18 protein-coding genes and 1 pseudogene are annotated in these 22,412 nt (G+C 71.9%); 9 read left to right on the top strand and 10 right to left on the bottom strand.

What is annotated here, in order from left to right:
• Nucleotides 1–23: 23 nt before the first annotated feature.
• Nucleotides 24–809, bottom strand: coding sequence for a sporulation protein (locus tag IT780_RS09000; protein WP_199510990.1), 786 nt, complete (start codon nt 807–809; stop codon nt 24–26).
• Nucleotides 810–1,117: 308 nt separating this feature from the next.
• Between IT780_RS09000 and sigB the strand changes: the two genes are divergently transcribed.
• Nucleotides 1,118–2,074, top strand: a complete 957-nt coding sequence (gene sigB / locus IT780_RS08995) for an RNA polymerase sigma factor SigB (RefSeq protein WP_199510989.1) — start codon at nt 1,118–1,120, stop codon at nt 2,072–2,074.
• A gap of 85 nt (nt 2,075–2,159) precedes the next feature.
• Nucleotides 2,160–2,564, top strand: coding sequence for a YrdB family protein (locus tag IT780_RS08990; protein ID WP_199510988.1), 405 nt, complete (start codon nt 2,160–2,162; stop codon nt 2,562–2,564).
• A gap of 20 nt (nt 2,565–2,584) precedes the next feature.
• Here the strand turns inward: IT780_RS08990 and IT780_RS08985 are convergent, their stop codons facing one another.
• Together IT780_RS08985 and IT780_RS08980 are read right to left on the bottom strand one after the other, a co-directional pair.
• Nucleotides 2,585–5,131 carry a bifunctional acetate--CoA ligase family protein/GNAT family N-acetyltransferase gene (locus IT780_RS08985; RefSeq protein ID WP_372443644.1) on the bottom strand — a complete coding sequence of 849 codons (2,547 nt, stop codon included), beginning with the start codon at nt 5,129–5,131 and terminating at the stop codon, nt 2,585–2,587.
• A 117-nt stretch (nt 5,132–5,248) separates the two neighbouring features.
• A complete protein-coding gene (locus IT780_RS08980; protein ID WP_199510986.1) occupies nt 5,249–6,433 on the bottom strand; it encodes an acetoin utilization protein AcuC in 1,185 nt (394 codons plus the stop codon).
• 167 nt (nt 6,434–6,600) lie between these two features.
• On the opposite strand from IT780_RS08980, the gene IT780_RS08975 reads away from it, so the two are divergent.
• Complete coding sequence (locus tag IT780_RS08975; protein WP_199510985.1) at nt 6,601–7,299, top strand: iron-dependent transcriptional repressor DtxR; 699 nt, start codon at nt 6,601–6,603, stop codon at nt 7,297–7,299.
• Between the two features lie 19 nt (nt 7,300–7,318).
• Here IT780_RS08975 and IT780_RS08970 read toward each other — a convergent pair whose 3' ends face one another.
• Nucleotides 7,319–7,570 (bottom strand): C1orf53 family protein, encoded by a 252-nt coding sequence (locus IT780_RS08970; RefSeq protein WP_307831102.1) that lies wholly within the window; start codon nt 7,568–7,570, stop codon nt 7,319–7,321.
• 60 nt (nt 7,571–7,630) lie between these two features.
• On the opposite strand from IT780_RS08970, the gene IT780_RS41705 reads away from it, so the two are divergent.
• Entirely contained in the window at nt 7,631–8,104 is a 474-nt protein-coding gene (locus IT780_RS41705; protein WP_307831101.1) for a hypothetical protein, read from the top strand.
• Nucleotides 8,105–8,139: 35 nt separating this feature from the next.
• Entirely contained in the window at nt 8,140–9,012 is an 873-nt protein-coding gene (locus tag IT780_RS08960; protein WP_307831100.1) for an alpha/beta fold hydrolase, read from the top strand.
• On the opposite strand, the gene IT780_RS08955 is transcribed toward IT780_RS08960, so the two are convergent.
• Nucleotides 8,980–10,194: an MFS transporter gene (locus tag IT780_RS08955; protein ID WP_199510983.1), complete on the bottom strand. Its 1,215-nt coding sequence runs from the start codon at nt 10,192–10,194 to the stop codon at nt 8,980–8,982. The two genes, IT780_RS08960 and IT780_RS08955, sit on opposite strands and share 33 nt — an antisense overlap.
• Before the next feature lie 205 nt (nt 10,195–10,399).
• Between IT780_RS08955 and IT780_RS08950 the strand changes: the two genes are divergently transcribed.
• Both IT780_RS08950 and IT780_RS08945 read left to right on the top strand, forming a co-directional pair.
• Entirely contained in the window at nt 10,400–11,185 is a 786-nt protein-coding gene (locus IT780_RS08950; protein ID WP_199510982.1) for a polysaccharide deacetylase family protein, read from the top strand.
• A 4-nt stretch (nt 11,186–11,189) separates the two neighbouring features.
• Entirely contained in the window at nt 11,190–12,269 is a 1,080-nt protein-coding gene (locus IT780_RS08945) for an LCP family protein (RefSeq protein WP_199510981.1), read from the top strand.
• A 4-nt stretch (nt 12,270–12,273) separates the two neighbouring features.
• Here the strand turns inward: IT780_RS08945 and IT780_RS08940 are convergent, their stop codons facing one another.
• On the bottom strand, nt 12,274–13,011 hold the full coding sequence (locus IT780_RS08940) for a helix-turn-helix domain-containing protein (protein ID WP_199510980.1): 738 nt from the start codon (nt 13,009–13,011) through the stop codon (nt 12,274–12,276).
• A 64-nt stretch (nt 13,012–13,075) separates the two neighbouring features.
• Here IT780_RS08940 and IT780_RS08935 point away from each other — a divergent pair, with 64 nt between their 5' ends.
• Complete coding sequence (locus IT780_RS08935; protein ID WP_199510979.1) at nt 13,076–13,621, top strand: TIGR03086 family metal-binding protein; 546 nt, start codon at nt 13,076–13,078, stop codon at nt 13,619–13,621.
• Nucleotides 13,622–13,681: 60 nt separating this feature from the next.
• Here IT780_RS08935 and IT780_RS08930 read toward each other — a convergent pair whose 3' ends face one another.
• From IT780_RS08930 to IT780_RS08920, 3 genes and pseudogenes are all read right to left on the bottom strand, one after another.
• Nucleotides 13,682–16,579: a vitamin B12-dependent ribonucleotide reductase gene (locus IT780_RS08930; RefSeq protein ID WP_199510978.1), complete on the bottom strand. Its 2,898-nt coding sequence runs from the start codon at nt 16,577–16,579 to the stop codon at nt 13,682–13,684.
• A gap of 462 nt (nt 16,580–17,041) precedes the next feature.
• Nucleotides 17,042–17,497: pseudogene (gene nrdR / locus IT780_RS08925) on the bottom strand (transcriptional regulator NrdR); the annotation flags it as partial.
• Nucleotides 17,498–18,537: 1,040 nt separating this feature from the next.
• Nucleotides 18,538–18,798 carry a LysM peptidoglycan-binding domain-containing protein gene (locus tag IT780_RS08920; protein ID WP_307831099.1) on the bottom strand — a complete coding sequence of 87 codons (261 nt, stop codon included), beginning with the start codon at nt 18,796–18,798 and terminating at the stop codon, nt 18,538–18,540.
• A gap of 356 nt (nt 18,799–19,154) precedes the next feature.
• Here IT780_RS08920 and lexA point away from each other — a divergent pair, with 356 nt between their 5' ends.
• The gene (lexA, locus tag IT780_RS08915; RefSeq protein ID WP_372443672.1) at nt 19,155–19,931 is read left to right on the top strand and encodes a transcriptional repressor LexA; all 777 of its coding nucleotides are present in this window, start codon (nt 19,155–19,157) and stop codon (nt 19,929–19,931) included.
• Nucleotides 19,932–20,303: 372 nt separating this feature from the next.
• On the opposite strand, the gene IT780_RS08910 is transcribed toward lexA, so the two are convergent.
• On the bottom strand, nt 20,304–22,319 hold the full coding sequence (locus tag IT780_RS08910; RefSeq protein ID WP_199510977.1) for a hypothetical protein: 2,016 nt from the start codon (nt 22,317–22,319) through the stop codon (nt 20,304–20,306).
• Nucleotides 22,320–22,412 lie beyond the last annotated feature (93 nt).

Here is a 22,412-nt window from a genome sequence, read left to right as displayed (position 1 = left end):
CATCGGCGGCCCGGCGGGGCGGCCTAGAAGAAGCCGCGGCGCTGGGCCGACTGCTGCAGCCAGTTGTTGAGCTGCGCGGTCCAGTCGACCTGGTCGACCGTGCGGTAGTCGACGTCGAAGCGGCCGAACGCGTCGTGCCCCTCGGTGAACAGCCCGCCGCGCTTGTCGATCTCGAGGACAACCTGAAGCTGCTGCGGCGTCGGGATGAACGTGACCTCGAGCTGGTTGATGCCGTGCGCGAACTGGGCCGGCGGGTAGAACTCGATCTCCTGGTAGAACGGGAGCGTCTGCTGCACGCCGTACACCCGGCCGCGCTCGACGTCGGCCCGGCTGAAGCGGAAGCCCAGCCGCAGGAACGCGTCGAGGATCCGCTCCTGGGCCGGCAGCGGGTGCACGGCCACCGCGTCCAGGTCACCCTTGTCGACGGCGCGGGCCACCTCGAGCTCCGTCCGCAGCCCCATGGTCATGCCGTGCAGGTGCTGGCCGTACACCTCGGTGATCGGCGTCTCCCACGGCACGTCGAAGCGGAACGGCACGTCGTAGCGCGCGCCCGGGTCGAGCTTGAACGAGCCGGTGAGGCGCTGCCGGTGGAATTCCTGGTCGGTGTTGTACTCGCTGTCGCCGCTCTCCACCTCCACGCGGGTGATCAGGCCGACGGCGACGTACTCGATGTCGACGGCGTGCTCGCCGCCCATGACGTGCACCTGGCCCTCGAGGTAACCGCCGGGGCGGCAGTTGGGGTTGGCGAGCACCGTCTCGACCGACGGCCCGCCCACGCCCATCGCCTGCAACATCCGCTTGAAAACCACCGAACCTCCTCGTGGGGAAACGCTCCAGCTGCAGATTACCGGGCTCGGCCAAGGTGTTCGGAATTGTCCACAGGTCCGGAATGTCCCGTGATGCGGGCGTCCTGTCGCCTTCTCGACTCAGGGTTCTCCCTGATTCATGCCACCCGTACGCACTCCTCACCTCCGCTTAACGCCCCGCGAGGAAGACTTCCGATCACACAGCACGAAGCGGCTGGGCAGCACGACATCGGTTAACGCGGGGAGGGGACTGAAAGGTGGTCCTGCAGATGAAGGCGACGGAGTCCACGGTGGTTACCGCCGAGAACATCATGACTGACGGTGTCGAGGCCCTGGCCGACCTGGACGCCACCGACGAGCGCGGAGTCTCCGCGGACCTCGTCCGGGCGTACCTGAACGGCATCGGTCGTACCCGCCTCCTGACGGCGGTCGAGGAGGTGACCCTCTCCAAGCGGATCGAGGCGGGCCTCTTCGCCGAGGAGAAGCTCCCCGAGGCCGGCGACGACCTGGCACCCCTCCTCGAGATCATCATCGCCGAGGGGCGTGCCGCCAAGAACCACCTGCTCGAGGCCAACCTGCGCCTCGTCGTGAGCATCGCGAAGCGCTACACCGGCCGCGGCATGGCGTTCCTGGACCTCATCCAGGAAGGCAACCTGGGCCTGATCCGCGCGGTCGAGAAGTTCGACTACACCAAGGGCTACAAGTTCTCCACGTACGCCACCTGGTGGATCCGCCAGGCCATCACCCGCGCCATGGCCGACCAGGCCCGCACCATTCGCATCCCGGTGCACATGGTCGAGCAGGTCAACCGCATGGTCCGGGCCCGCCGCGACCTCGCCGCCACCCTGGGCCGCGAGCCGGGCGTCGGCGAGATCGCCAAGGCGATGGGCGTACCGGAGTTCCAGATCATCGAGCTCATCTCGTACGACCGGGAGCCGGTCAGCCTCGACCAGGCCGTCGGCGAGGACGGCGAGAGCGCCCTCGGTGACTTCGTCGCCGCGGTCGACCCCAACGCCGAGCCGGGCAGCACGGTCGCCCAGGGCGAACTGCGCAACGAGGTCGAGATCGTGCTGGCCACCCTCTCCGAGCGCGAGTCGGCGGTCATCCGCCTCCGCTTCGGCCTGGACGACGGCCGCCAGCGCACCCTGGACGAGGTCGGCCGCGAGTTCGGCCTGAGCCGCGAGCGGATCCGCCAGATCGAGAAGGTCACCATGTCGAAGCTGCGCGACCCGCAGCGCGCGTCCCGGCTCGAGGCGTACGCGGGCTGATTTGCACACGAGCACTTGAGAGGCCGGTCGCGGTGCGCGACCGGCCTCCGTTTTTCGGGGGACGCGCGGGCGGGCGACGGCTGACATGATCCGTACCGTGGTGGCGCAGTTGTGGAGGGGCCTGAACCTGACGGTGCGGTTCGGGCTGGAGCTCGTGGCGCTGACGGCGCTCGGCTACGGCGGATGGCACGTACCCGGACCGCTGTGGGTACGCCTGCTCGCCGCGGTCGCGTTCCCGGCGGCGGGCATCGCGATCTGGGCGCAGTGGGTGGCGCCGCACGCCCGGCGGCCGATCCCGGATCCGCAGCGGCTCGTCCCGGAATGGGTGGTCTTCGGGGGCGCGACGGTGGCGCTGCTCGCCACCGGACGCATCTGGCAGGGCGTCCTGCTGGCGGTGCTGGCCGCGGGCAACCGGCTGGCGCTGCACCTCCTCGGCACGACGACCGAGGGAAAGTCCGAAGGGGACAGGGAAACCCGCCATCCGGCGTGAGCCGGCACCCGCCCGGGCTGTCAGACGGTGTGGAGGCGGCGGGGACCGGTGTCCGGGCGGGTGCCCGGGTCGCCGTACTCGACGGAGGCGTGCAGGACCGCGTACCCGTCCGGGCGGGCCAGGACCGGGTTCAGGGACAGGGCGCGGACGCGGGGGTGTTCGTCGGCGAGGCGGCCCACTCGCAGCAGGAGATCGATCAGGGCGTCCCGGTCGACCGGTTCGGAGCCGCGGTAGCCGTGCAGCAGCGGCGCCGCGCGGGGCTCGTCGACCAGGGCGGCCGCCGCGCGGTCGGTGAGCGGGGCCGCGCGCCAGGCGAGGTCGCCGAGGAGTTCGCTGGCCACGCCGCCGAGGCCGAAGCCCACCACCGGGCCGAACGCGGGGTCCTCCACCACGTCGATGGTGCAGGCGACGCCCGCCGGCACCATCGACTGGACGAGGACGTCCGGGCCGAACGCCGTGGACAGCTCCCTGTACGCGGCTCGGACGTCGTCCTCGTCGGCCAGGCCGAGGCGTACGGCGCCCAGGTCGATGCGGTGGCGCAACGATCCGCGGGCCGCCTTCAACGCCACCGGGTAGCCGAGGGCGCCGGCCGCCGCGACGGCCTCGTCGACCGAGGACGCCGAGGAGGAGGGTTCGACCTTGATGCCGTACGCGGCGAGCAGGGCGGACGGCGGCCCGTCGACCTCGGCCGCCTCGAGGTCCACACCGGACAGCGCGGGCAGCACCCCGGGCGGGCGCCGGAGCCAGTCGGCGTACGTGGCCACGCGGCCCAGCGCACGCACCGCTTCCTCGACCGACGGGTACGACGGCACCTTCGCCGGCAGCTGCCCGAGCAGGAACGTCGCCACGGTCGGCTTCTCCCCCGCCAGCGCCACGCTGCCCAGGGCGGCGGCGAAGTCGGCGTCCTCGTCGGGGAGCTGGCCGGGCAGCGGCGGCGCGAACACCACGACGAGCGCGTCCACCCGCTCGTCGACGGCCGCGTCGGCCAGGGCGTCGGCGAAGTCGTGGGCGCCGGCCTGCGGGCTGATGTCGCGCGGATAGCCCTGCGCCACGGTGAGCCCGTTGGCGCGGCAGGCCGCCACGGCCAGGCCGGACAGCGCCGACGAGTTGCCGACCACGGCGACCCGACGGCCCGCGGGCAGCGGCTGGTTGGCCAGCAGCACGCCCACGTCGAACAGCTCGGCCACGGTGTCGACGCGGATGACGCCGGAGCGGGCGAACAGCGCGGTGACCGCGCGCGTGTCGGGGCCGGGCAGGTCACCGGCCAGCCCGGGCGGGCGCGTCGCCGAGGCCACCGCGACGACCGGCTTCACCCTGCTCATCCGCCGGGCGAGCCGGGCGAACTTGCGCGGGTTGCCGAACGTCTCCAGGTACAGCATGACGACGTCGGTGCCGGGGTCGTCCTGCCAGTACTGCAGCAGGTCGTTGCCGGAGACATCGGCACGGTTGCCGGCGGAGACGAAGCTGGACAGGCCGAGCCCGCGACGGTCCGCCTCGGCCAGCAGCGCCACCCCGAGCGCCCCCGACTGGCTGAAGAAGCCCACCCGCCCCGCCGCCGGCAGGGCGGGCGCGAGCGTCGCGTTCAGGCGTACGGACGGGTCGGTGTTGGCGATCCCCAGGCAGTTGGGGCCCACGACGCGCATGCCCGCCGCGAAGGCCGCGTCGACCAGCGCCCGCTGGGCGGCCACGCCGTCCGCGCCGGACTCGGCGAAGCCGGCCGAGACCACGACCAGGCCTCCCACGCCGGCTGCGGCCGCGTCCGCCACGGCCGAGGTCACCCCGTCGGGGGGTACGGCGATCAGCGCCAGATCAACCGCAACACCGGGCTGGGTCGCCGACCGGTAGGCCGGTAGCCCCGCCACCCGGTCGGCGCGGGGGTGCACGGGCACGATCGTGCCGGTGTAACCGCCGTCCCGGATGTGCCCGAGGATCGCGGCGCCGATGCCCTGCCCGCTGCGGCTCGCTCCGTACACCGCGACGGCGCGGGGATGCAGGAGCCGCGCGATGGACTTGGCCTCCGTACGCTGCTCGCGGCTCTCCTGCACCTCCCGCGACTTCTCGGTCGGGGCGATCGGGAAGCTCAGGTGCACCACACCGTCGGCGTACTTGCGCTGGATCTGGTAGCCGAAGTCGCTGAAGACGCGCAGCATCCCGGCGTTCTGCGGGAGCACCTCGGCGACGAACCGCAGGATGCCGTTCTCCCGCGCGGCGTCGGCCAGATGCTCCAGCAGCACCGACCCGATCCCCCGCCCCTGGTACGCGTCCTCGACCACGAACGCCACCTCGGCCTCGGGCGAGTCGGGCCCGAGCCGCTCGTACCGGCCGACGGCCATGATCCGGGTGCCCGTGACGATGACGAACGCCTCGCGCTCCCGGTGGTCGACGTTGACGAACCGCTCGAGGTCGCGCTCGGGAATCCGCGGGTACGGCGAGAAGTAGCGCAGATACCGGGTGCGGTCGCTCATCCGCGAGTGGAACTCCACGATGGCCGGTGCGTCCTCGGGCCGGATCGGCCGCAGGTGCACGGCGCTGCCGTCGGAGAGCAGCACGTCGGCATCTCTGGTCACCGCTGTCACCTCCCCAGTCTGGGCGCTCGCGGCAGGGCTGTCGCGGGTCTTCGGTCCTCCCGGCCGGTCCCGGCCGGGAGGTCTGGTGCGGTATGCCGGGCGCGTGGGCCCTGCGGGTCAGTCGCGGGGGTCGTGGGGGTCGAGGCCGTGCTGCGGGAACACCGCCATCCGGGTCGCCATGATGGCCTTGTCGACCGGGTCGTGGGCCGTGCCCGGCTCCCACTTCTCGGCCGGCGGCGGGACGCCGTCCGTGAGGGTCTCCGGGACGATGCGCCGGGGGCAGCGCTCCGCGGCGAGGCGCCGCCAGGCCGGCGGGGTCGGTGTCGCCGGGTCGAGCGGCTCGCCCGTCGCCACCGCGAGCAGGTGGGTCCACGCCCGCGGAACCACCTCGACCAGCGCGTATCCGCCGCCGCCGGTGGCGACCCAGCGGCCGTCGCACACCTCCTCGGCCAGCGCACGCAACGCGACGTAGGCCGCGCGCTGGCCGTCCACCGACAGGCGCAGGTCGGCGAGCGGGTCGAGGCGGTGCGCGTCCGCCCCGCACTGGGTGAACAGGAGCTGCGGCCGGAACGCGCGCACCACCGAGGGCACCACCGCGTGGAACGCTCGCAGCCAGCCGCCGTCGGAGGTGCCGGGCGGCAGCGCGATGTTCACCGCCGTACCGTCGGCCGAGGGTCCTCCGGTTTCCCCGGGGAAGCCCGTGCCGGGGAAGAGCGCCAGGGGCGACTCGTGCAGGCTCACGGTGAGGACGCGGGGGTCGTCGTAGAAGGCGGCCTGCACGCCGTCGCCGTGGTGCACGTCGATGTCGACATACGCGACCCGCTCCGCGCCGAGGTCGAGCAGGCGGGCGATGGCCACGGCAGGGTCGTTGTAGACGCAGAAGCCGGACGCCCGGGCGGCCATCGCGTGGTGCAGGCCACCGGAGACGTTGACGGCCCGGGCGGCCTCGCCCGACCAGACCGCCTCGACCGCGGCGATCGTGGCGCCGCAGATGCGCGCCGAAGCCTCGTGCATGCCCTCGAACACGGGATTGTCGGGGGTGTTGAGGCCCCACCCGCGGAAGAACGGGTCATGCGGTGCGAACCGGACCGCCTCGAGGTAGTCGGCGCGGTGGATGCGGGTCAGCGCCGCGTCGTCGGCGGGCGTGGGCGTCACCATCCGCACCCCGGGACGGTCGAGAACGCCCAGCTCCCGGGCGAGTGCCATGGTCAGCTCGACGCGCACGGGATTGAGCGGATGCTCACCCATGTCATACGCGAGCAGCGCCTCGTCCCACACCACCGCCGTCGTGCCGTCCGCCATGGCAGTCACTCTGCCACGCGGGTCCGACAGAGTCGCGGCCGAAGGCCCGGGGGATTTGTCCCGTACGGACGGCGTGCGGGGCGGTTCGGTAAGGTCTCCACACCACCTCGTCGGCACGAAGTCAACCCCCGGCTACGAGGTAACATCGCTGCTGGGAGGGCCGCACTGTGAATGATCTCGTCGACACCACCGAGATGTACCTGCGCACGATCCTCGAGCTCGAGGAAGAAGGCGTCCCGCCGCTGCGGGCCCGCATCGCCGAGCGCCTGCACCAGAGCGGTCCGACGGTCAGCCAGACGGTCGCGCGGATGGAGCGCGATGGCTTGCTGACCGTGGAGAACGACCGGCACCTGCTGCTCACCGAGCAGGGCCGGGTCGCGGCGGTCGCGGTCATGCGCAAGCACCGCCTCGCCGAGCTGCTGCTCGTCAACGTCATCGGCATGCCCTACGAGGAGGCCCACGAGGAGGCCTGCCGCTGGGAGCACGTGATGAGCGACTCGGTCGAGAAGAAGGTGTACGAGCTGCTCAACCGTCCGACCCGCTCGCCGTACGGCAACCCCATCCCCGGCCTCGAGGTGCTCGGCATCCCGCCGGAGGAGCCGCTGGACAGCAGCGCCACGGTGGTCAACTCGGGCGAGCGCAACCTGGCGTTCCCGGGGCTCAGCGGCAGCGTCGTGGTGCGACGGATCTGCGAGAGCGTCCAGACCAACGCCGGGGTGCTGCGGCAGCTGCACGCGGCCGGCATCGACCCGGGCGCGACGGTGACGGTGGCGCAGGAGCGGGACGGCGTGACGATCGACCGGTCGGGCGACAAGATCCGGCTGCCGCGCGAGGTCGCTTCACGGGTGTTCGTCGACGCCCACTGAGCTCAGGGATGCGCGGGGGTCAGGGCCCGTTCACGTAGGGGCAGTGCCGGCACCCGCGCCCGCAGCACGTCCCCCGGTCCGCGAGGAACGCGGCGGTGAGCACGAACAACCCGGTGCCCGGGTCGAGGTAGCCCGCCTGCCCCGCCTCCAGCGCCGCGGCGTGCGAAGCCAGGATCTCCGCCCGCTGAGGGTGGTCGGGGGCCAGCCGGGACGGATGCGGCTGCGTGAGCGGGCGCGGCGCCAAGGGCTCACTGCCGGACCGCCGTTTCACGGGTACGAGCGTACGGCCGCAGCGCTTGACACTCACTGTCAAGTAGCTGAGGATGGCCGGGTGCCCAGCGAACCGGACCTCGTCGAGCAGATCGTCCGGCTGCTCGACGTACGGCTGCTGGACCCGCTGGAGATCCTGCTCGACGGCGACGACTCGGTGGCCGCCATGCGCGACGTCGTCCGGTCCCGGGCGCGCCGGTGGGCCGGGGTCCTGCGCGACGGCGACGACCGGGCCGCCACGCACACCGCGATCCGGCTCGTGGCGACGCTCTACCCGGGTGACCGGGCGTTCGACCCGCCGCTGGAGTGGTGGCGTACGCCGCTGGGGCAGGTCGTGGCGATGCGGGTGGGGCATCCGGCGGCCGAGTCGGTGTCGCTGGCGACGGCCGGCGCGATGCTGGGCATCAGCCGGCAGGGCGTGCACGACCTCGTACGCCGCGGGAAGCTGCCGCGGCATCCGGACGGCGGCGTACCGTCGGCAGCGGTCCGCGACCGGCTCCGGGCGGCGGAACAGCGAAAGAGGGATGACCTGTGATCAATGACCGTCTGGTCGACGCCGGGACGCTTCCCGTGGCCGTCCGGGACTTCGGCGGGGACCAGCCCCCGCTGCTGCTCCTGCACGGCGCGGGCGGGAATCTGGCGATGATGACGACGCTGGCGCGGGCACTGCGGCCCCGGCACCGCGTCGTCACCATGGACCTGCGCGGGCACGGGCGCTCCGGGGACGGCCCGTGGACCTGGGATGACGCTCTCGGAGACATCGCCGCTGTGGCCGTACATCTGGAATTGGATCGTCCTGCCGTTGTCGGGCATTCGCTCGGCGGAATGCTCGCGGTGCTGTGGGGGCAACGGCATCCGGAATCGCCGGGAGTGGTGAGCCTGGACGGCAATCCGCCACCGTCGCGTGTGGAGCAGTTGCCGGGGCTGGACCCGGAGAAGGCCGCCGCCGAATTGGCGCGGTTGCACACGGTCTTCGACGGGATGCAGGAAAGGATGGGGCAGGTGATTCCGGCCACCGAGCTGCCCGATCTCGTGGAACGGCAGCGGATGGCGGCCCGCGACATGGGCGCCAACGAAAAGGTGTGGATCGAGGGCTTCCGGCGCAATCTCGCGCACCGCGACGGGGAGACGTCGCTGCGGCCGTCCGCCGAGACCTCCGCTTCCTTGCGTACGCTGATGAGCGAGCTCGACCTGGGCCCGGTTTACGCCTCGACGCCCGCACCGACGCTGGCCGTTCTCGCCACCCGCGATCTTCCGGAGCAGGAGCCCTTCGCCGACCTGTACGCCGCACACCGCCGTTATCTGGTGGACCAGGCATCCACGGGCGCGAAGCTGAACCCGCGCATGCGATACCTGCAATTGGAGGACGCGTCGCATGCGATGGTCATCGAACAGCCGGAATTGCTCGCCTCACTGATCGGCGATTTTCTGCAGACCCGCTGATTCCTCCTGTGGGAGCGGGCGCGACGCGGCGGAACCGATGAGGCCGAGCCCGATCGCCACGACCACCACGAGCAGCGCGCTCAGCACGCCGACGTGCTCGGCCAGCAGCCCGATCAGTGGCGGGCCGGCGAGGAAGGCGCCGTACCCGATGGAGCCCGCGACCGACACCCGGATCGCCGCGCGCAGCGGGTCGTCGGCCGCCGCGCTCATGCCGATCGGGAAGCCGAGCGACGCGCCCGCGCCCCACAGCAGCGCGCCGGCCAGGACGGCCGGGATGCCGATGCCGGAGACCACGAGGAGCAGGCCGGCCAGCGCGGACACCGCCGTGAGGCGCAGCGTCGTCACCCGGCCCCAGCGTTCGATCGCGGAACCGCCGAAGAGCCGTCCCAGCGTCATCGCCGTCACGAAGAAGCCGAAGCCGATCGCGCCGACCGCCTCGGAGGCGCCGTAACCGTCGACCAGGCCGATCGCCAGCCAGTCGTTCGCCGCGCCCTCGGTGAAGCCGAAGCCGAGCATGATGACGCCGATCAGCAGGGTGCGCGGCTCGCGCCAGGCGTCGCGGACCCGGCCGTGCGGCGCCGGCTCGCCGTCCGCCTGCGGCACCGGCAGGAAGCGGCGGACCGTGACCAGCATGACCGCCGCCGCCAGCGCCGCGGTGAGCAGGACCTGCGCGGTGACGCTCACGCCGGCCGCCGCGGCGCCCGCGCTCATCCCCGCTCCCCCGACCGTGCCCACGCTGAACCCGGCGTGGAAGCGGGGCATCAGCGTGCGGCCGAGCCGCCGTTCCACGTCCGCGCCCTCGACGTTCATCGCGACGTCCCAGGTGCTGTTGCCCATGCCGATCAGGACCAGGCCGAAGCCGGCGAGCGGCACCGACCCGGCGGCCGCGCCCAGGCCGAGACCGACCAGGCCCGCGACCACGGACATGCTGCCGAACAGCACCGCACGGGCCGGGCCGAGGCGCTGCACGAGGGGCCCGGCCAGCGGAATCGCGGCCACGGCCGCCCCGGACAGGCACAGCAGCAGGAGGCCGAAACCGGCCGGGGACAGCCCGAGATCATCCCGTACGGCGGGGGCGCGGGCGAGCCAGCCACCGAAGGCGAGCCCGTTCGTGGCGAAGGTGACGCCGACGGCGACCTTGGCTCGCTCGAGGCGGGGAGGGTCGAGAAGGTCAGCGCTCACCTTCCGAACTTAACCGTTAAAGCGGTGCGATGCCCGTCATCCAGCGGTCTGTGAACAGCGACACGGGGTGGCCGCGGGTCTGCCCCTCCGTCCTCGACACGGCAGGAAAAGACGCCTGAGGGGCAGGTCCTCATCAGTTCCTGATATGCCGTCGCCAGACTTTCCACCACTTCGTGACCGCACGAAGCCGGAGGTGGTGACGAGGATGACGCAACGACAAGGCGGCAGCCGGCGGGTGTTCCTCGCCCTCGGCGGTCTCACCCTGCTCAGCGCCTGTGCGAAGGAACAGCCGCCCGCGCCCGGTCCTACTGCGCAGGCGCTGCTCCCGTCGACTCCGCCGCCACCCCCGCCGCCGTCTCCGCCACCCACACCGTCCGGCATTCCGGTGCAGCGGGAGCCGCGATACGTCGTACCCGCCTCGTCCGCCCGGAAGGGGTCGAAGGTGGTGGCCCTGACCCTCGACGACGGCCCGGACCCGAGGTACACCCCTGAGATTCTGAAGATTCTGCGGAAGCACCACGTGACCGCGACGTTCTTCGTCATCGGCCAGAGCGCGGCGGCCCATCCCGGCCTCATCCGGTCCATCGCGGACGCCGGGCACGCCGTCGGCACCCACACCTGGTCGCACGCGAACCTGAGAAAACTCCCCGCCGGCAAGGTGAAGACCGAGATAGGACGTGCCGTCGAGACCGTCGCCGCCACGACCGGGCGGACGCCGACCCTGTTCCGTGCCCCCTACGGCAACTGGTCCCGCACCGTGTTCACCGAATGCGCGGCGATGGGCCAGACCTCCATAGCGTGGGATGTCGACCCGCGGGACTGGGACAACCCGGGCAGCGCACACATCAGCTCGAAGGTCCTGAACCAGGTGGGGAACCGGTCGATCGTGCTCACCCACGACGGGGGCGGCGACCGGTCGCAGACCGTGCAGGCACTGCGGCACTTCATCCCGGTGCTCCTCGATTCCGGCTACACGTTCGTAGGGGTGTGACGGCATGGCAGGAGGTCCTCGTCCCCGCCGCCGCTGGCGCCTGGTGCTCGCCGTCGTCGTCGCCGTTCTCGCCACCGGATCGGTGGCGGCCGTGGCCGGCCTCCACGCCCTCTCGGGCCGTTACGAAAGCCGGGTCAACCGGGCCGACCTGCTTCCCGCACCGACCCGGTCCGGCGGCAGGACGGAACCGCCGAAGGTGCGCGGTCCGTTGAATCTGCTGCTCATCGGATCGGACAGCCGCACGAAGGGCGAACCCGGGGACGGTCGCAGCGACGTCGTCATCCTCGTCCACATCCCCGCGGGGACCCGCCACGCCTATCTGATCTCCGTTCCCCGCGACACCTACCTCCCGATCGCCACGGCCGACGGCGAGCCGGGACGACGGGACAAGGTCAATGCGGCGTTCGCCCGGGGCGGTGCACCCCGGCTCGTGCAGACGCTCGACCACTTCACCGGCAGCACGGTCGACTGGCCGATCATCGTGGACTTCGCCGGAGTCCGGAAACTCACCGATCTGGTCGGCGGCGTCGACGTCGTCATCGACAAGACGGCCGTCGACAGGTACCGGTTCCTGCCGGAGGACAGCCCGTACCCGTCGGCGCCGTGCACCGATCCGCAGGGCCGGTCCCGCCGCTGTGTGCTCTTCACCGCCGGCAAGGTGCACCTCGACGGCAAGCTCGCGGAGTACTACGTACGCCAGCGCAGGGGCCTGCCCAACGACGACTTCGACCGGGCCAAGCGGCATCAGCAGTATCTGCGGGCGCTCGCCGAGAAGGTCGCCGACCGGAACATGCTCACCGATCCGCGCGCGCTGGACCGGCTCGTACGGGCCGCGGCCGGCATGCTCACCGTGGACCGCCGCATGCCCGTGCAGCGCCTGGCGTACACGCTGCGGAGCCTGCGCCCGAAGGATCTGACGTTCATGACGCTGCCCATCGCCGAGAACCGCGACGTGGCCGGGGTCGGTGCGGTGATGGTGCCCGACGCCGAGCGCTGCGAGGAGCTGTTCGCCGCGCTGCGCGCCGACCGGCTGGACCGCTACGTGGACAAGTACCCGCCGAACGACGTCAGCCACGGCCGCTGAACCTCTACCGGGCGTAGCGCTGGGCGTACGCGGTCGGGGACTCGCCGACCATAGCGGTGAAGTCGCGGACGAGGTGCGGCTGGTCGGCGTACCCGAGCTCCGCCGCCACCGCCGCCCAGTCGACGCTTCCCGCGGCGAGACGCTCGCCCACCTCGTGCAGGCGGTAGCGGCGGATGACCCACTTCGGGCCGAGGCCCACGTACTCCCGGAACAGCCGCTGCAGCCGGCGCAGCCCCATGCCGTGGTCGCGGGCGAGCTGGTCGGCGCGGGTGATGCGCGGGTCGCGGCGTACGTGCTCGACGATGGCCGCCACCGTACCGGCGAGCGGATCCGGCCGTAGCCGCGCCCACAGGAACTCCTCGATCCCGTCCTCCCGCGGCACGGCGCCGAAGACCTCCGCGGCCGGCACCGACCGTCCCACCAGCGTCGCGGCGGGAGCATCCGCGAAGGGACGGAAACAGCCGGGCCGGAACGCCACACCGAACACCCGCCCGCGCCCCTCCAGCACCCGCACGACATGCCGCCGCGCCGGGCCGGTGACCAGCACCTCGCCGTCCCGGAACGTCACGTGCACGCACGGATAGGGCACGACCTTCTGACGGTACGGCGGCTGCCCGCGAAGATCCCACTCCACGCCCCAGTAGTGGTCCACGAGCGCGGCCAGCTCGGGCGGCGGGTCGGCGTACCGGATGGTCTGGAAGGAAGCCCAGGCACCGCGCAGCTCCCGCGCGTCCCTCGGCATGGCCACCCCCGGCGTCGCGTTTGTTCAAGACCGCCGTCCGCCGCTCACCGTATCGTCGGCGGCCATGCGGGAACACGACCTTCTGAAGCCGGCCCTCGGGCCGACCCTGGCGGTGCTGCAGGCCATCGGCCAGGACCAGCTCGACCTGCCGACGCCGTGCACGGACCTGACCGTACGAGGGCTCCTCGAGCACCTGGCCGAGTGGGCCCCGATCCTCACCGCCGCAGCCGGCAGCTCCGCGGCTCCCCCGCCGGCCGCATCCCTCGCTGACGCGCTCACCGCGCTGGCCGACGCGTGGTCGGACCCGTCGGCGTGGGAGGGCCTGACCACGATGGGCGGCGGCGACCCGCTTCCCGCGACGTTCGTCGGCGGCATGGCGCTCGGCGAGCTCGTCGTGCATGGCTGGGACCTGGCGCGAGCCACCGGACAGTCCCCCACGTGGGACGACGACGTGCTGGCGTTCCTCCACCGGGAGGTCGACCGGACCGCCGAACTGGGGCGGCAGGTCAAGGCGTACGGCCCGGAAGTACCCGTGCCGGAGACCGCGCCGCTGCTGGACCGCGCGCTGGGATTGTCCGGCCGCGACCGGGGCGGGCCGCCGACGGCCTGAAAAACAGGGGTGCCTCCCCCCCCGGCCGGGGTGGGAGGCAACGCTCATCGGGTCAGCGTGTCAGCTGCAGCCTGACGTCGAGCCGCAGCCCTCGCAGACGTAGCAGCTGCCCGCCGGGCGCATCTTCGTGCCGCAGGTGAAGCACAGCGGCGCGTCCGCCGACGTGCCGAGCACCTTCTCCAGCAGCTCCGTCGAGGAGTGCGGGGCCTTCTCGGGCTCCGACGTGATGCCCTCCACCGCGGCCGACACCGGGGCCGGGGCCGCCGGAGTCGTGGCCGCGCCGACCGGGGCGGAGACGGGGGCCGAGGCCGCCATGCCCGCCAGGTCCACGCCGGCCGCCTCCGCCGCCTCGGCAGCGACCTGGGCGGCGCGCTCCTTGGCGGTGAAGATGCCCAGCTCGGCGCGGGTGTCGTACGGCAGGAAGTCCAGCGCGAGGCGACGGAAGATGTAGTCCATCACCGACGCGGCCATGCGGACGTCCGGGTCGTCGGTCATGCCGGCCGGCTCGAAGCGCATGTTGGTGAACTTGCTGACGTACGTCTCGAGCGGGACGCCGTACTGGAGTCCTATCGAGATCGCCACGGAGAACGCGTCCATGACGCCGGCCAGGGTGGAGCCCTGCTTCGACATCTTGAGGAAGACCTCGCCGAGGCCGTCGTCCGGGTACGAGGACGCCGTCAGGTAGCCCTCGGCGCCGCCCACCGAGAACGACACCGTCTCCGACGGGCGCTTCTTCGGGAGCCGCTTGCGGACCGGCCGGTACTCGACGACCTTCTCGACGACCTTCTCGACCTGGGCCTCGGCCGGGGTCTCCGCCGCCGCCTTGTTCGGCTTCGCCACGGAGAGCGGCTGGCCGACCTTGCAGTTGTCGCGGTAGATCGCGAGCGCCTTGAGGCCCAGCTTCCAGCCCTGGAAGTGGATGTGCTCGATGTCCTCGACGGTCGCCGACTCCGGCATGTTGACCGTCTTGGAGATCGCGCCGGAGATGAACGGCTGCACCGCGGCCATCATCCGGACGTGACCCATCGGGGCGATGGTGCGCTCGCCCATGGCGCAGTCGAACACCGGGTAGTGCTCCGGCTTGAGGCCGGGGGCGTCGACGACGTTGCCGTGGTCGGAGATGTGCTCGATGATCGCCTCGACCTGCTCCTCGGGGTAGCCGAGGCTGCGCAGCGCGCGCGGCACCGTCTGGTTGACGATCTGCATCGAGCCGCCGCCGACGAGCTTCTTGAACTTGACCAGGGCCAGGTCGGGCTCGATACCGGTGGTGTCGCAGTCCATCATCAGGCCGATGGTGCCGGTCGGCGCGAGCACGGAAGCCTGGGCGTTGCGCCAGCCGTTCTTCTCGCCGATCTTGATGCCGTCCTGCCACTGCTTGGTGGCTTCCTTGACCAGCGCGGTGGCGACCGGGCTGGTCGGGCGGATCTCGTCGTTCGCGGCGGCGTGCTTACGCATGACGCGCTTGTGCGCCTCGGCGTTGCGGGCGTAGCCGTCGTACGGGCCGACGACCCCGGCCATCTCCGCGGACCGGCGGTACGCCGTACCCGTCATGAGCGAGGTGATGCCGGCGGCGACGCTACGGCCACCCTCCGAGTCGTACGGCAGGCCGGACGCCATCAGCAGCGCGCCCAGGTTCGCGTACCCGATGCCGAGCTGGCGGTAGGCCCGCGTGGTCTCGCCGATCCGCTGGGTCGGGAAGTCGGCGAACGCGATGGAGATCTCCATCGCGGTGATGACGAACTCGACGCTCTTGACGAACTTCTGGACCTCGAAGCCACCCTCGGGGGTGAGGAACTTCATGAGGTTCAGCGAGGCCAGGTTGCAGGACGAGTCGTCCAGCGACATGTACTCCGAGCACGGGTTCGACGCGGTGATCCGGCCGGTCTCGGGGTTGGTGTGCCAGTCGTTGATGGTGTCGTCGTACTGCATGCCCGGGTCGGCGCACTCCCACGCGGCCTGGGCGATGTCGCGGAACAGCTTCTTGGCGTCGATGGTCTCGATGACCTCGCCGTGCAGCCGGCCGCGCAGGTCGAACGTGCCGCCCTCCTCGACCGCCCGCATGAACTCGTCGCTGACGCGCACCGAGTTGTTGGCGTTCTGGTACTGCACGCTGACGATGTCGGACCCGCCGAGGTCCATGTCGAAGCCGGCGTCCCGCAGCGCGCGGATCTTGTCCTCCTCGCGCGCCTTGGTGGTGACGAACTCCTCGATGTCCGGGTGGTCGACGTCGAGGATGACCATCTTGGCCGCGCGCCGGGTGGCGCCGCCGGACTTGATGGTGCCCGCGCTGGCGTCCGCGCCCCGCATGAAGCTGACCGGGCCGCTGGCGGTGCCGCCGGAGGAGAGCAGCTCCTTCGAGGAGCGGATCCGGGACAGGTTCACGCCGGAGCCGGAGCCGCCCTTGAAGATCAGCCCCTCCTCCTTGTACCAGTCCAGGATGGAGTCCATCGAGTCGTCCACGGACAGGATGAAGCACGCGCTGACCTGCTGCGGCGACTTGGTGCCGACGTTGAACCAGACCGGCGAGTTGAAGCTGAACACCTGGTGCAGCAGCATCCAGGTCAGCTCGTGCTCGAACAGCTCGGCATCGGCCGGGGTCGCGAAGTAGTGGTGGTCCTCACCGGCCTTGCGGTAGGTCTTCACCACGCGGTCGATGAGCTGCTTGAGCGACCGCTCCCGCTCCGGCGTGCCGACCGCACCCCGGAAGTACTTGGTGGTGACGATGTTCGCGGCGTTGACGCTCCAGAACTCCGGGAACTCGACGCCCCGCTGCTCGAAGTTGACGGAACCGTCCCGCCAGTTCGTCATGACGACGTCGCGGCGTTCCCACTCCACCTCGTCGTAGGGGTGGACACCCTCGGTCGTCCACACCCGCTCGACGCGCAGCCCCCCGACCGCGGCGCCCCCGTTACCAGCGCGACTGCGCTGCCGACCTGCTGTGATGCCGTCACCGGCCATGAGTGCTCCCCCTCGAACGATCGCGGCTTCCCCACCGCGATCCGTTTTCCGACATCGGTCGCGGTCCGTGGGACCGCGCCTTCTTCCAAGCCTTCTTCGGTACGCGCAGCCTCCGTGCGGCTCCTGCTGCGCTTTTTCGTGCGGCTCCTGCTGCGCTTTTTCAGGTACGGGTGCCGCGAGGCGACCGCCTCCACGTGCGGCACAGGGCGCCCGCCGACGCGCTCCGTGCCCACCCCGCCCTCGCCGAGCTGAGCTCGCCTCTTCCTAGGGCGACCGGTCGCCGATCTTCGGCAGCCGATTGTCCGGCGTGTCCGGGCCTCCCGGCCGCCGCCCGCTCGATCTCGTGGGAACGACGTGGCGCGCGGCCGTCATCTCCCTGGAGTTCGCGGCCTCCCTGGAGTTCGCGGCCTCCCTGGAGCTGGCCGCCTCCCTGGAGCTCGCCGCTTCCCGGGCGTTCGCCGCTTCCCTTGCGCTCGCCGCTTCCCGCAGCTCGGAGATCTCGCGCTCGAACTCGTCCAGCGAGTCGAACGACTTGTAGACGCTCGCGAATCTGAGGTAGGCGACCTGGTCAAGCTCGCGCAGCGGGGTGAGGATCGCCAGCCCGACGTCGTGGCTCGGCACCTCGGCCGCCCCCTTGGCGCGGACCGTCTCCTCCACCCGCTGGGCGAGCAGGGCGATCGAGTCCTCGTCGACGGGCCGGCCCTGGCAGGCCTTGCGCACCCCGCTCATGATCTTCGTCCGGCTGAAGGGCTCGGTGACGCCGCTGCGCTTGACCACTGCGAGCACCGCCTCCTCGACGGTGGTGAACCGCTTGCCGCACTCGGGGCACGAGCGACGGCGACGGATCAACTGACCGTCGTCGGCCTCACGCGAGTCGACCACGCGGGAATCCGCGTGCCGGCAGTACGGGCACCGCACCGCAGTCCTCCTGTCACCGGGCCGTCATCCCCGGCCGTTGCCCCCGGCACTCCCACCTCCAGGCACGCCGAACGCAGCCCCGCGGTGATCAATTTCCGCCTCGGAGCTGTGGCCGAACATGTGGACGACGGGGGGACCAGACCCCAACCTGTGGACGACTTACACCCTTGTAACTACTAGATGTTGGGGTCGACGTTAGGCCCCTGCGGACACCGACGCAAGTTCACCGGCGCGTCGGCGCGCCGTATTTTCTACCTCAACACGACCGGTGCCGCGCCGGTCACGGCCAGCACCGTAAACCTTGATCAACACTCTCCGGCCCTCACTCGATACCGCACGGCGAAGCGTTGTTGATCACGTTCGATCGAGAGTCGGCGAGCCTGAGACAAGGGGGCAGAGCAGGGCGCGGCGCGGGGCAGGGCGCGGGGGCAGGGCGCGGCGCGGGCAGGGCGCGGCGCAGGCGGCGCAGCGCGGGCCGGGCGTGGCGCAGGCCGAGCACAGCGCGGGCCGGGCACGCCGCAGGCGGCGCCGCGCAGGCCGGGCGCGGCGCAGGCCGGACGTGGCGCAGGCCGGACGTGGCGCAGGCCGGACGTGGCGCAGGTGGCGCGGCCGGTGCGCTGCAGGCGGCGCCGCGCGGGCGGGCACGCCGCAGGCCGGGCGCGACGCAGGCCAGGCGCGCCGCATATCGAACCGGCGCAACGCCGCCCGGCGCGTGGGTCGAGCGCTGCGCGGCCGACGCGAGAACAAGGCGTCTCCCGGGACGAGGTGAGAGCAAGGTGTGGCGCAGGATTCGTGCGGCCCGGGTAGGCACGGCCGCCATGGCCTCGCTGCCCGAGTCGCCGGCACAGCAAGCCAGTGCAGCGCGGCAGGCCGCCGCAACGCGGCAAGCCGCTGCAACGCGGCAAGCCAGTGCAACGCGGCAAGCCAGTGCAACGCGGCGCCGCGGGCGAGGTGCGACAGGGCGGGGCATGGCGGCACAGAGCCCGGCCCCGAGGGACATTGAACCGGATCCACAGCGACCCTCAGACCGCCGCCGCCTTTCAGCGCCCGCGTGGGAGGACGAGGGTTTCGCCGGCGTAGACGTACCAGTCGTCGATGTCGTTGAGCTGACGGATGTCGTCGATCACACCGAGCGGCGCGCGGTCCGGCGCGACCCGCTCCGCGATGGACCACAGCGAATCGTTCGGCTGGACCACGACCGTCGGCGCCGGGCCTTGCACCGGGTCGTCGGCGCGTGAGGCAGTGGTCCACAACACTGCGCTGGCGAGCGACGCCATCAGCACGAAGAAGGCCAGGACCACGATCCGGCCTCGCCGCGTCAACCGGAGTGGCGCCGGCCGCCCCGTACGGACACCTGTGGTTACCACGGCGTATTCCTTTCCTCGCATGCGTCGCTCGGACAAGCGTTCGATCGAACGCCCGTACGACGGTGTATCAGAACAGGCGTACGGAAGTCGAGCACTTCCGGGCGACACGCCGAGAGAAAGTCGTACAGATGTTTGAATATGTCGTACCGCGCCGATACGGTCCTACATCAAGAGGGGTCAGCCGGGCGCGAGTCCATCCCCACGACTTCCGTCCGGCTCCGCGAGCTGACCACGTGCCGTCGAGGCCGTGGCCGACAAGGAGGGCGGACGTGTCGAGCGACGACCGGACGATCCGGCAAGACCAGAAGGACTCCAAGCTTGAGGCCGCGAGCACCAGGGCGGGCCTGCGCCGTCGTTCCCCGGCCCGCTCCCGCGCCGCGGACGCGCCGCAGCTGCGGTCGGTCACCCCGGTGGTCAGCCAGTTCCCGGATCTGGTCACTGCCGATCTGACGGCCCGGCAACGCCGGATCCTCGAATTCATCAAGGACTGGGTGGAGCGGTACGGCTATCCCCCGAGCGTCCGCGAGATCGGCGAGGCGGTCGGGCTGGTCTCCCCGTCGAGCGTCGCGTACCAGTTGAAGGAGCTCGAGAAGAAGGGCTTCCTGCGCCGCGACCCGAACCGCCCGCGCGCGGTGGACGTGCGCTCGCCCAGCGACCTCGTCGACGACGAGACGCTGCGGTCGGCGCGCCCGACCCCGGCGTACGTTCCGCTGGTGGGCCGCATCGCCGCGGGCGGGCCGATTCTGGCCGAGCAGGCGGTGGAGGAGTTCTTCCCGCTGCCGCGCGAGCTCGTCGGCGAGGGCGAGGTCTTCATGCTCGAGGTCAAGGGCGACTCGATGATCGACGCGGCGATCTGCAACGGCGACTGGGTGGTGGTCCGCCAGCAGCCCACGGCGAACGTCGGCGACATCGTCGCCGCGATGATCGACGGTGAGGCCACGGTGAAGAGCTACCGGCAGCGCGACGGGCACGTGTGGCTGATGCCGGCGAACCCGGCGTTCGACCCGATCCCCGGCGACGACGCGACCATCATGGGCCGGGTCGTGGCGGTGCTGCGCCGCGTCTGACGGGCACGCCGGGAAGAACGATCGCCCTGCGAAGGGGTGCGACGACAGGCCGACAGCGGGCCCACCGGTCGACGACGGATCAACAGGCGGCGGCCGGCCCACCACCCGGTGGGCCGGCCGTCGTGTCGTCCGTGGCCTTGCGCAAGGCGGGCGGCCTTGCGCTGGGCGAGTGGCGTCACTCAAAGCGCGTGGCCTCGCTCAAAGCGCGTGGCCTCGCTCAAAGCAAGTGGCCTCGCTCAAAGCAAGTGGCCTCGCTCAAAGCAAGTGGCCTCGCTCAAAGCAAGTGGCCTCGCTCAAAGCAAGTGGCCTCGCTCAAAGCAAGTGGCCTCGCTCAAAGCAAGTGGCCTCGCCTGAGGGCTTGCTGTGCCGGGGTCAGCGGCCCTGCGGGTATCGGCCGTCGCGGCCGTACGGGGTGCCGGTGTTCATCGCGCCGTTCTGGCGGGACGGGGCGTGGCCCTGCGTGCCGAAGAAGCCGGCGGGGCGGGGTGAGCCCGTGCTCTGTTGGCGGCCGCCGCCCGGTGGGGGTGGGGGCGGGGCGCCGTAGACGCCTCCGCCGGGCCGGCCTGATCCGCCGCCGCCCGCGGGACGGGGCTGGCCGCCCTGACCCGGCCGCACCGGCGCGCCGCCGGCGGGACGGGCCGGCTGACCACCGGCGGGACGGCCCGGCTGAGCAGCAGGACGAGCGGGCTGCCCACCAGCGGGCCGAGCGGGCTGACCACCCGCGGGGCGCGCCGGCTGACCACCAGCAGGGCGAGCAGGCTGACCACCCGCGGGACGGCCCGGCTGACCGGCGGGACGAGCCGGTTGACCGCCGGCGGGACGCGCGGGCTGACCACCCGCGGGACGGCCCGGCTGACCGGCGGGACGAGCAGGCTGCCCGCCAGCGGGCCGACCAGGCTGACCACCAGCAGGACGGGCAGGCTGACCACCCGCCGGACGACCCGGCTGCGCGACGCCCGGACGACCAGGCTGAGCAGCACCCGGGCGGCCCGGCGGAACGGCACCCGGACGCCCGGCCGGCGCTGCGCCGGGGCGGCCCGCCGGCGCGGCACCCGGGGGCGTCGCGCCGGGGCGGCCCGGGGGCGCGGCGGGCGGTCGGCCGCCGCCTGCGCCGTACACGCCGCCCTTCTGCGGGGCCTTTGCTCCGTACACGGGGCCGGATGCCGCCCCCGCGGTGCGCGGCGGGCCGCCGACGGCGAGGAGTTCGGTCGCGGCGTCGCTGGGTTTGGGGCCGGTCGGTTCGTCGTCGATGTCGTCCGGGGCCGGGTGGGGCTTCTTGCGGGAGCGGACGATGCCGAAGATGCCCGCTCCGACGAGCAGGGCGCCGAGGATGCCGACTGCCCCCACCAGGTACGTGATGTCGGAGAGGCTGAGCTGCGAGAACCAGCTGGGGCCCTTGTCCTTGGCGGCGTCCCCGGCGGCGCCCGCGTCGGCCTTGAAGACCTGCGTGGCCGGGGTGTAGCGGAGGATGTAGTTGGTCGCGTCCTCTTCGTCGATGTCGCCGAAGTCGGACACCGTGGCGAAGGTCTTGCCGTCCGCGCTGTAGGTGATGGCCTCGCCGAACGGCTCGTTGGGCAGGCCCGTCACGCGCGGCTTGTTCTTCAGCGCGGCGAGCACGTCACCGTTGGCGACGTCCCATTCGAAGGCGTCCAGGTACGTCCGCAGCACGACCTTCTTGCCGTCCGGCGACATCGCACCGCCCGTGACGACGCCCTGCGCGAGCCGCGCGAAGGCGGTGCCCGGGGTGGAGGTGCGCGGCAGCTCGACCTGGCCGACCTTCTTCAGCGGTACGCCCTCGGTGTTGTTCGACTTGAGGGCCGCCGCCGGCGCGTAGATCTGGGCCGGGCCGATGAGCTCCTTGGTGATGACGAGCGGCTGGCCCTTGCCGTCGAGGAGCAGCGCCTCGGCGTCGTGGTAGTCGCCGTCCGGGTACGCGAGCCGGTGGATCTTGGGTTCCTTGGATCCGTCGGCCGGCATGGTCCAGACGCTGATCGTGTCGCGGTGGGTAGCCGGCTTCGCGCGTACGCCGTTGTCGCCGGTGTCCGCGATCCACAGCGTCTTGCCGCCCGGCGCCAGGATCATGTCCTCGGTGTCCGCCGGCCCCCGGCCGCTGAAGGAGACCCGATCGGAGATGTCGCACTGCCCGTTGAGGAAGAACACCTTCTCGCGGGACGAGCTGTCCGTGCCGTCGTTGATGACGACGTAGCCGTCGTCGGTCGCCACGATGCCGGAAAGCTCGTTGAGGAGCGGATCGGTGACCTTGCACACCTTCTTGCCGGCCGCAGCCTTCGCCGGGGTGGCCGCGGGGGCCGGTTCGGCGGAGGCGGGCACGGCCCCCAACATCACAAGCCCGGAGGCGAGGATGACCGGGAACACGAGACGCCGCATCCGATCAGTGTCGCATGCGGTGTCGCGTGCCGGTGTTACGCGTGGATCAACCCTGGTGGGACGGGCCGCGCCACCGCCGGCGCCCCGACGCCA

The organism is Nucisporomicrobium flavum (genome assembly GCF_016464385.1).
GTDB lineage: Bacteria > Actinomycetota > Actinomycetes > Mycobacteriales > Micromonosporaceae > Actinoplanes > Actinoplanes flavus_A.
The sequence above is the reverse complement of the archived record's forward strand: the minus strand, read 5'-3'. Positions and strand labels throughout refer to the sequence as shown.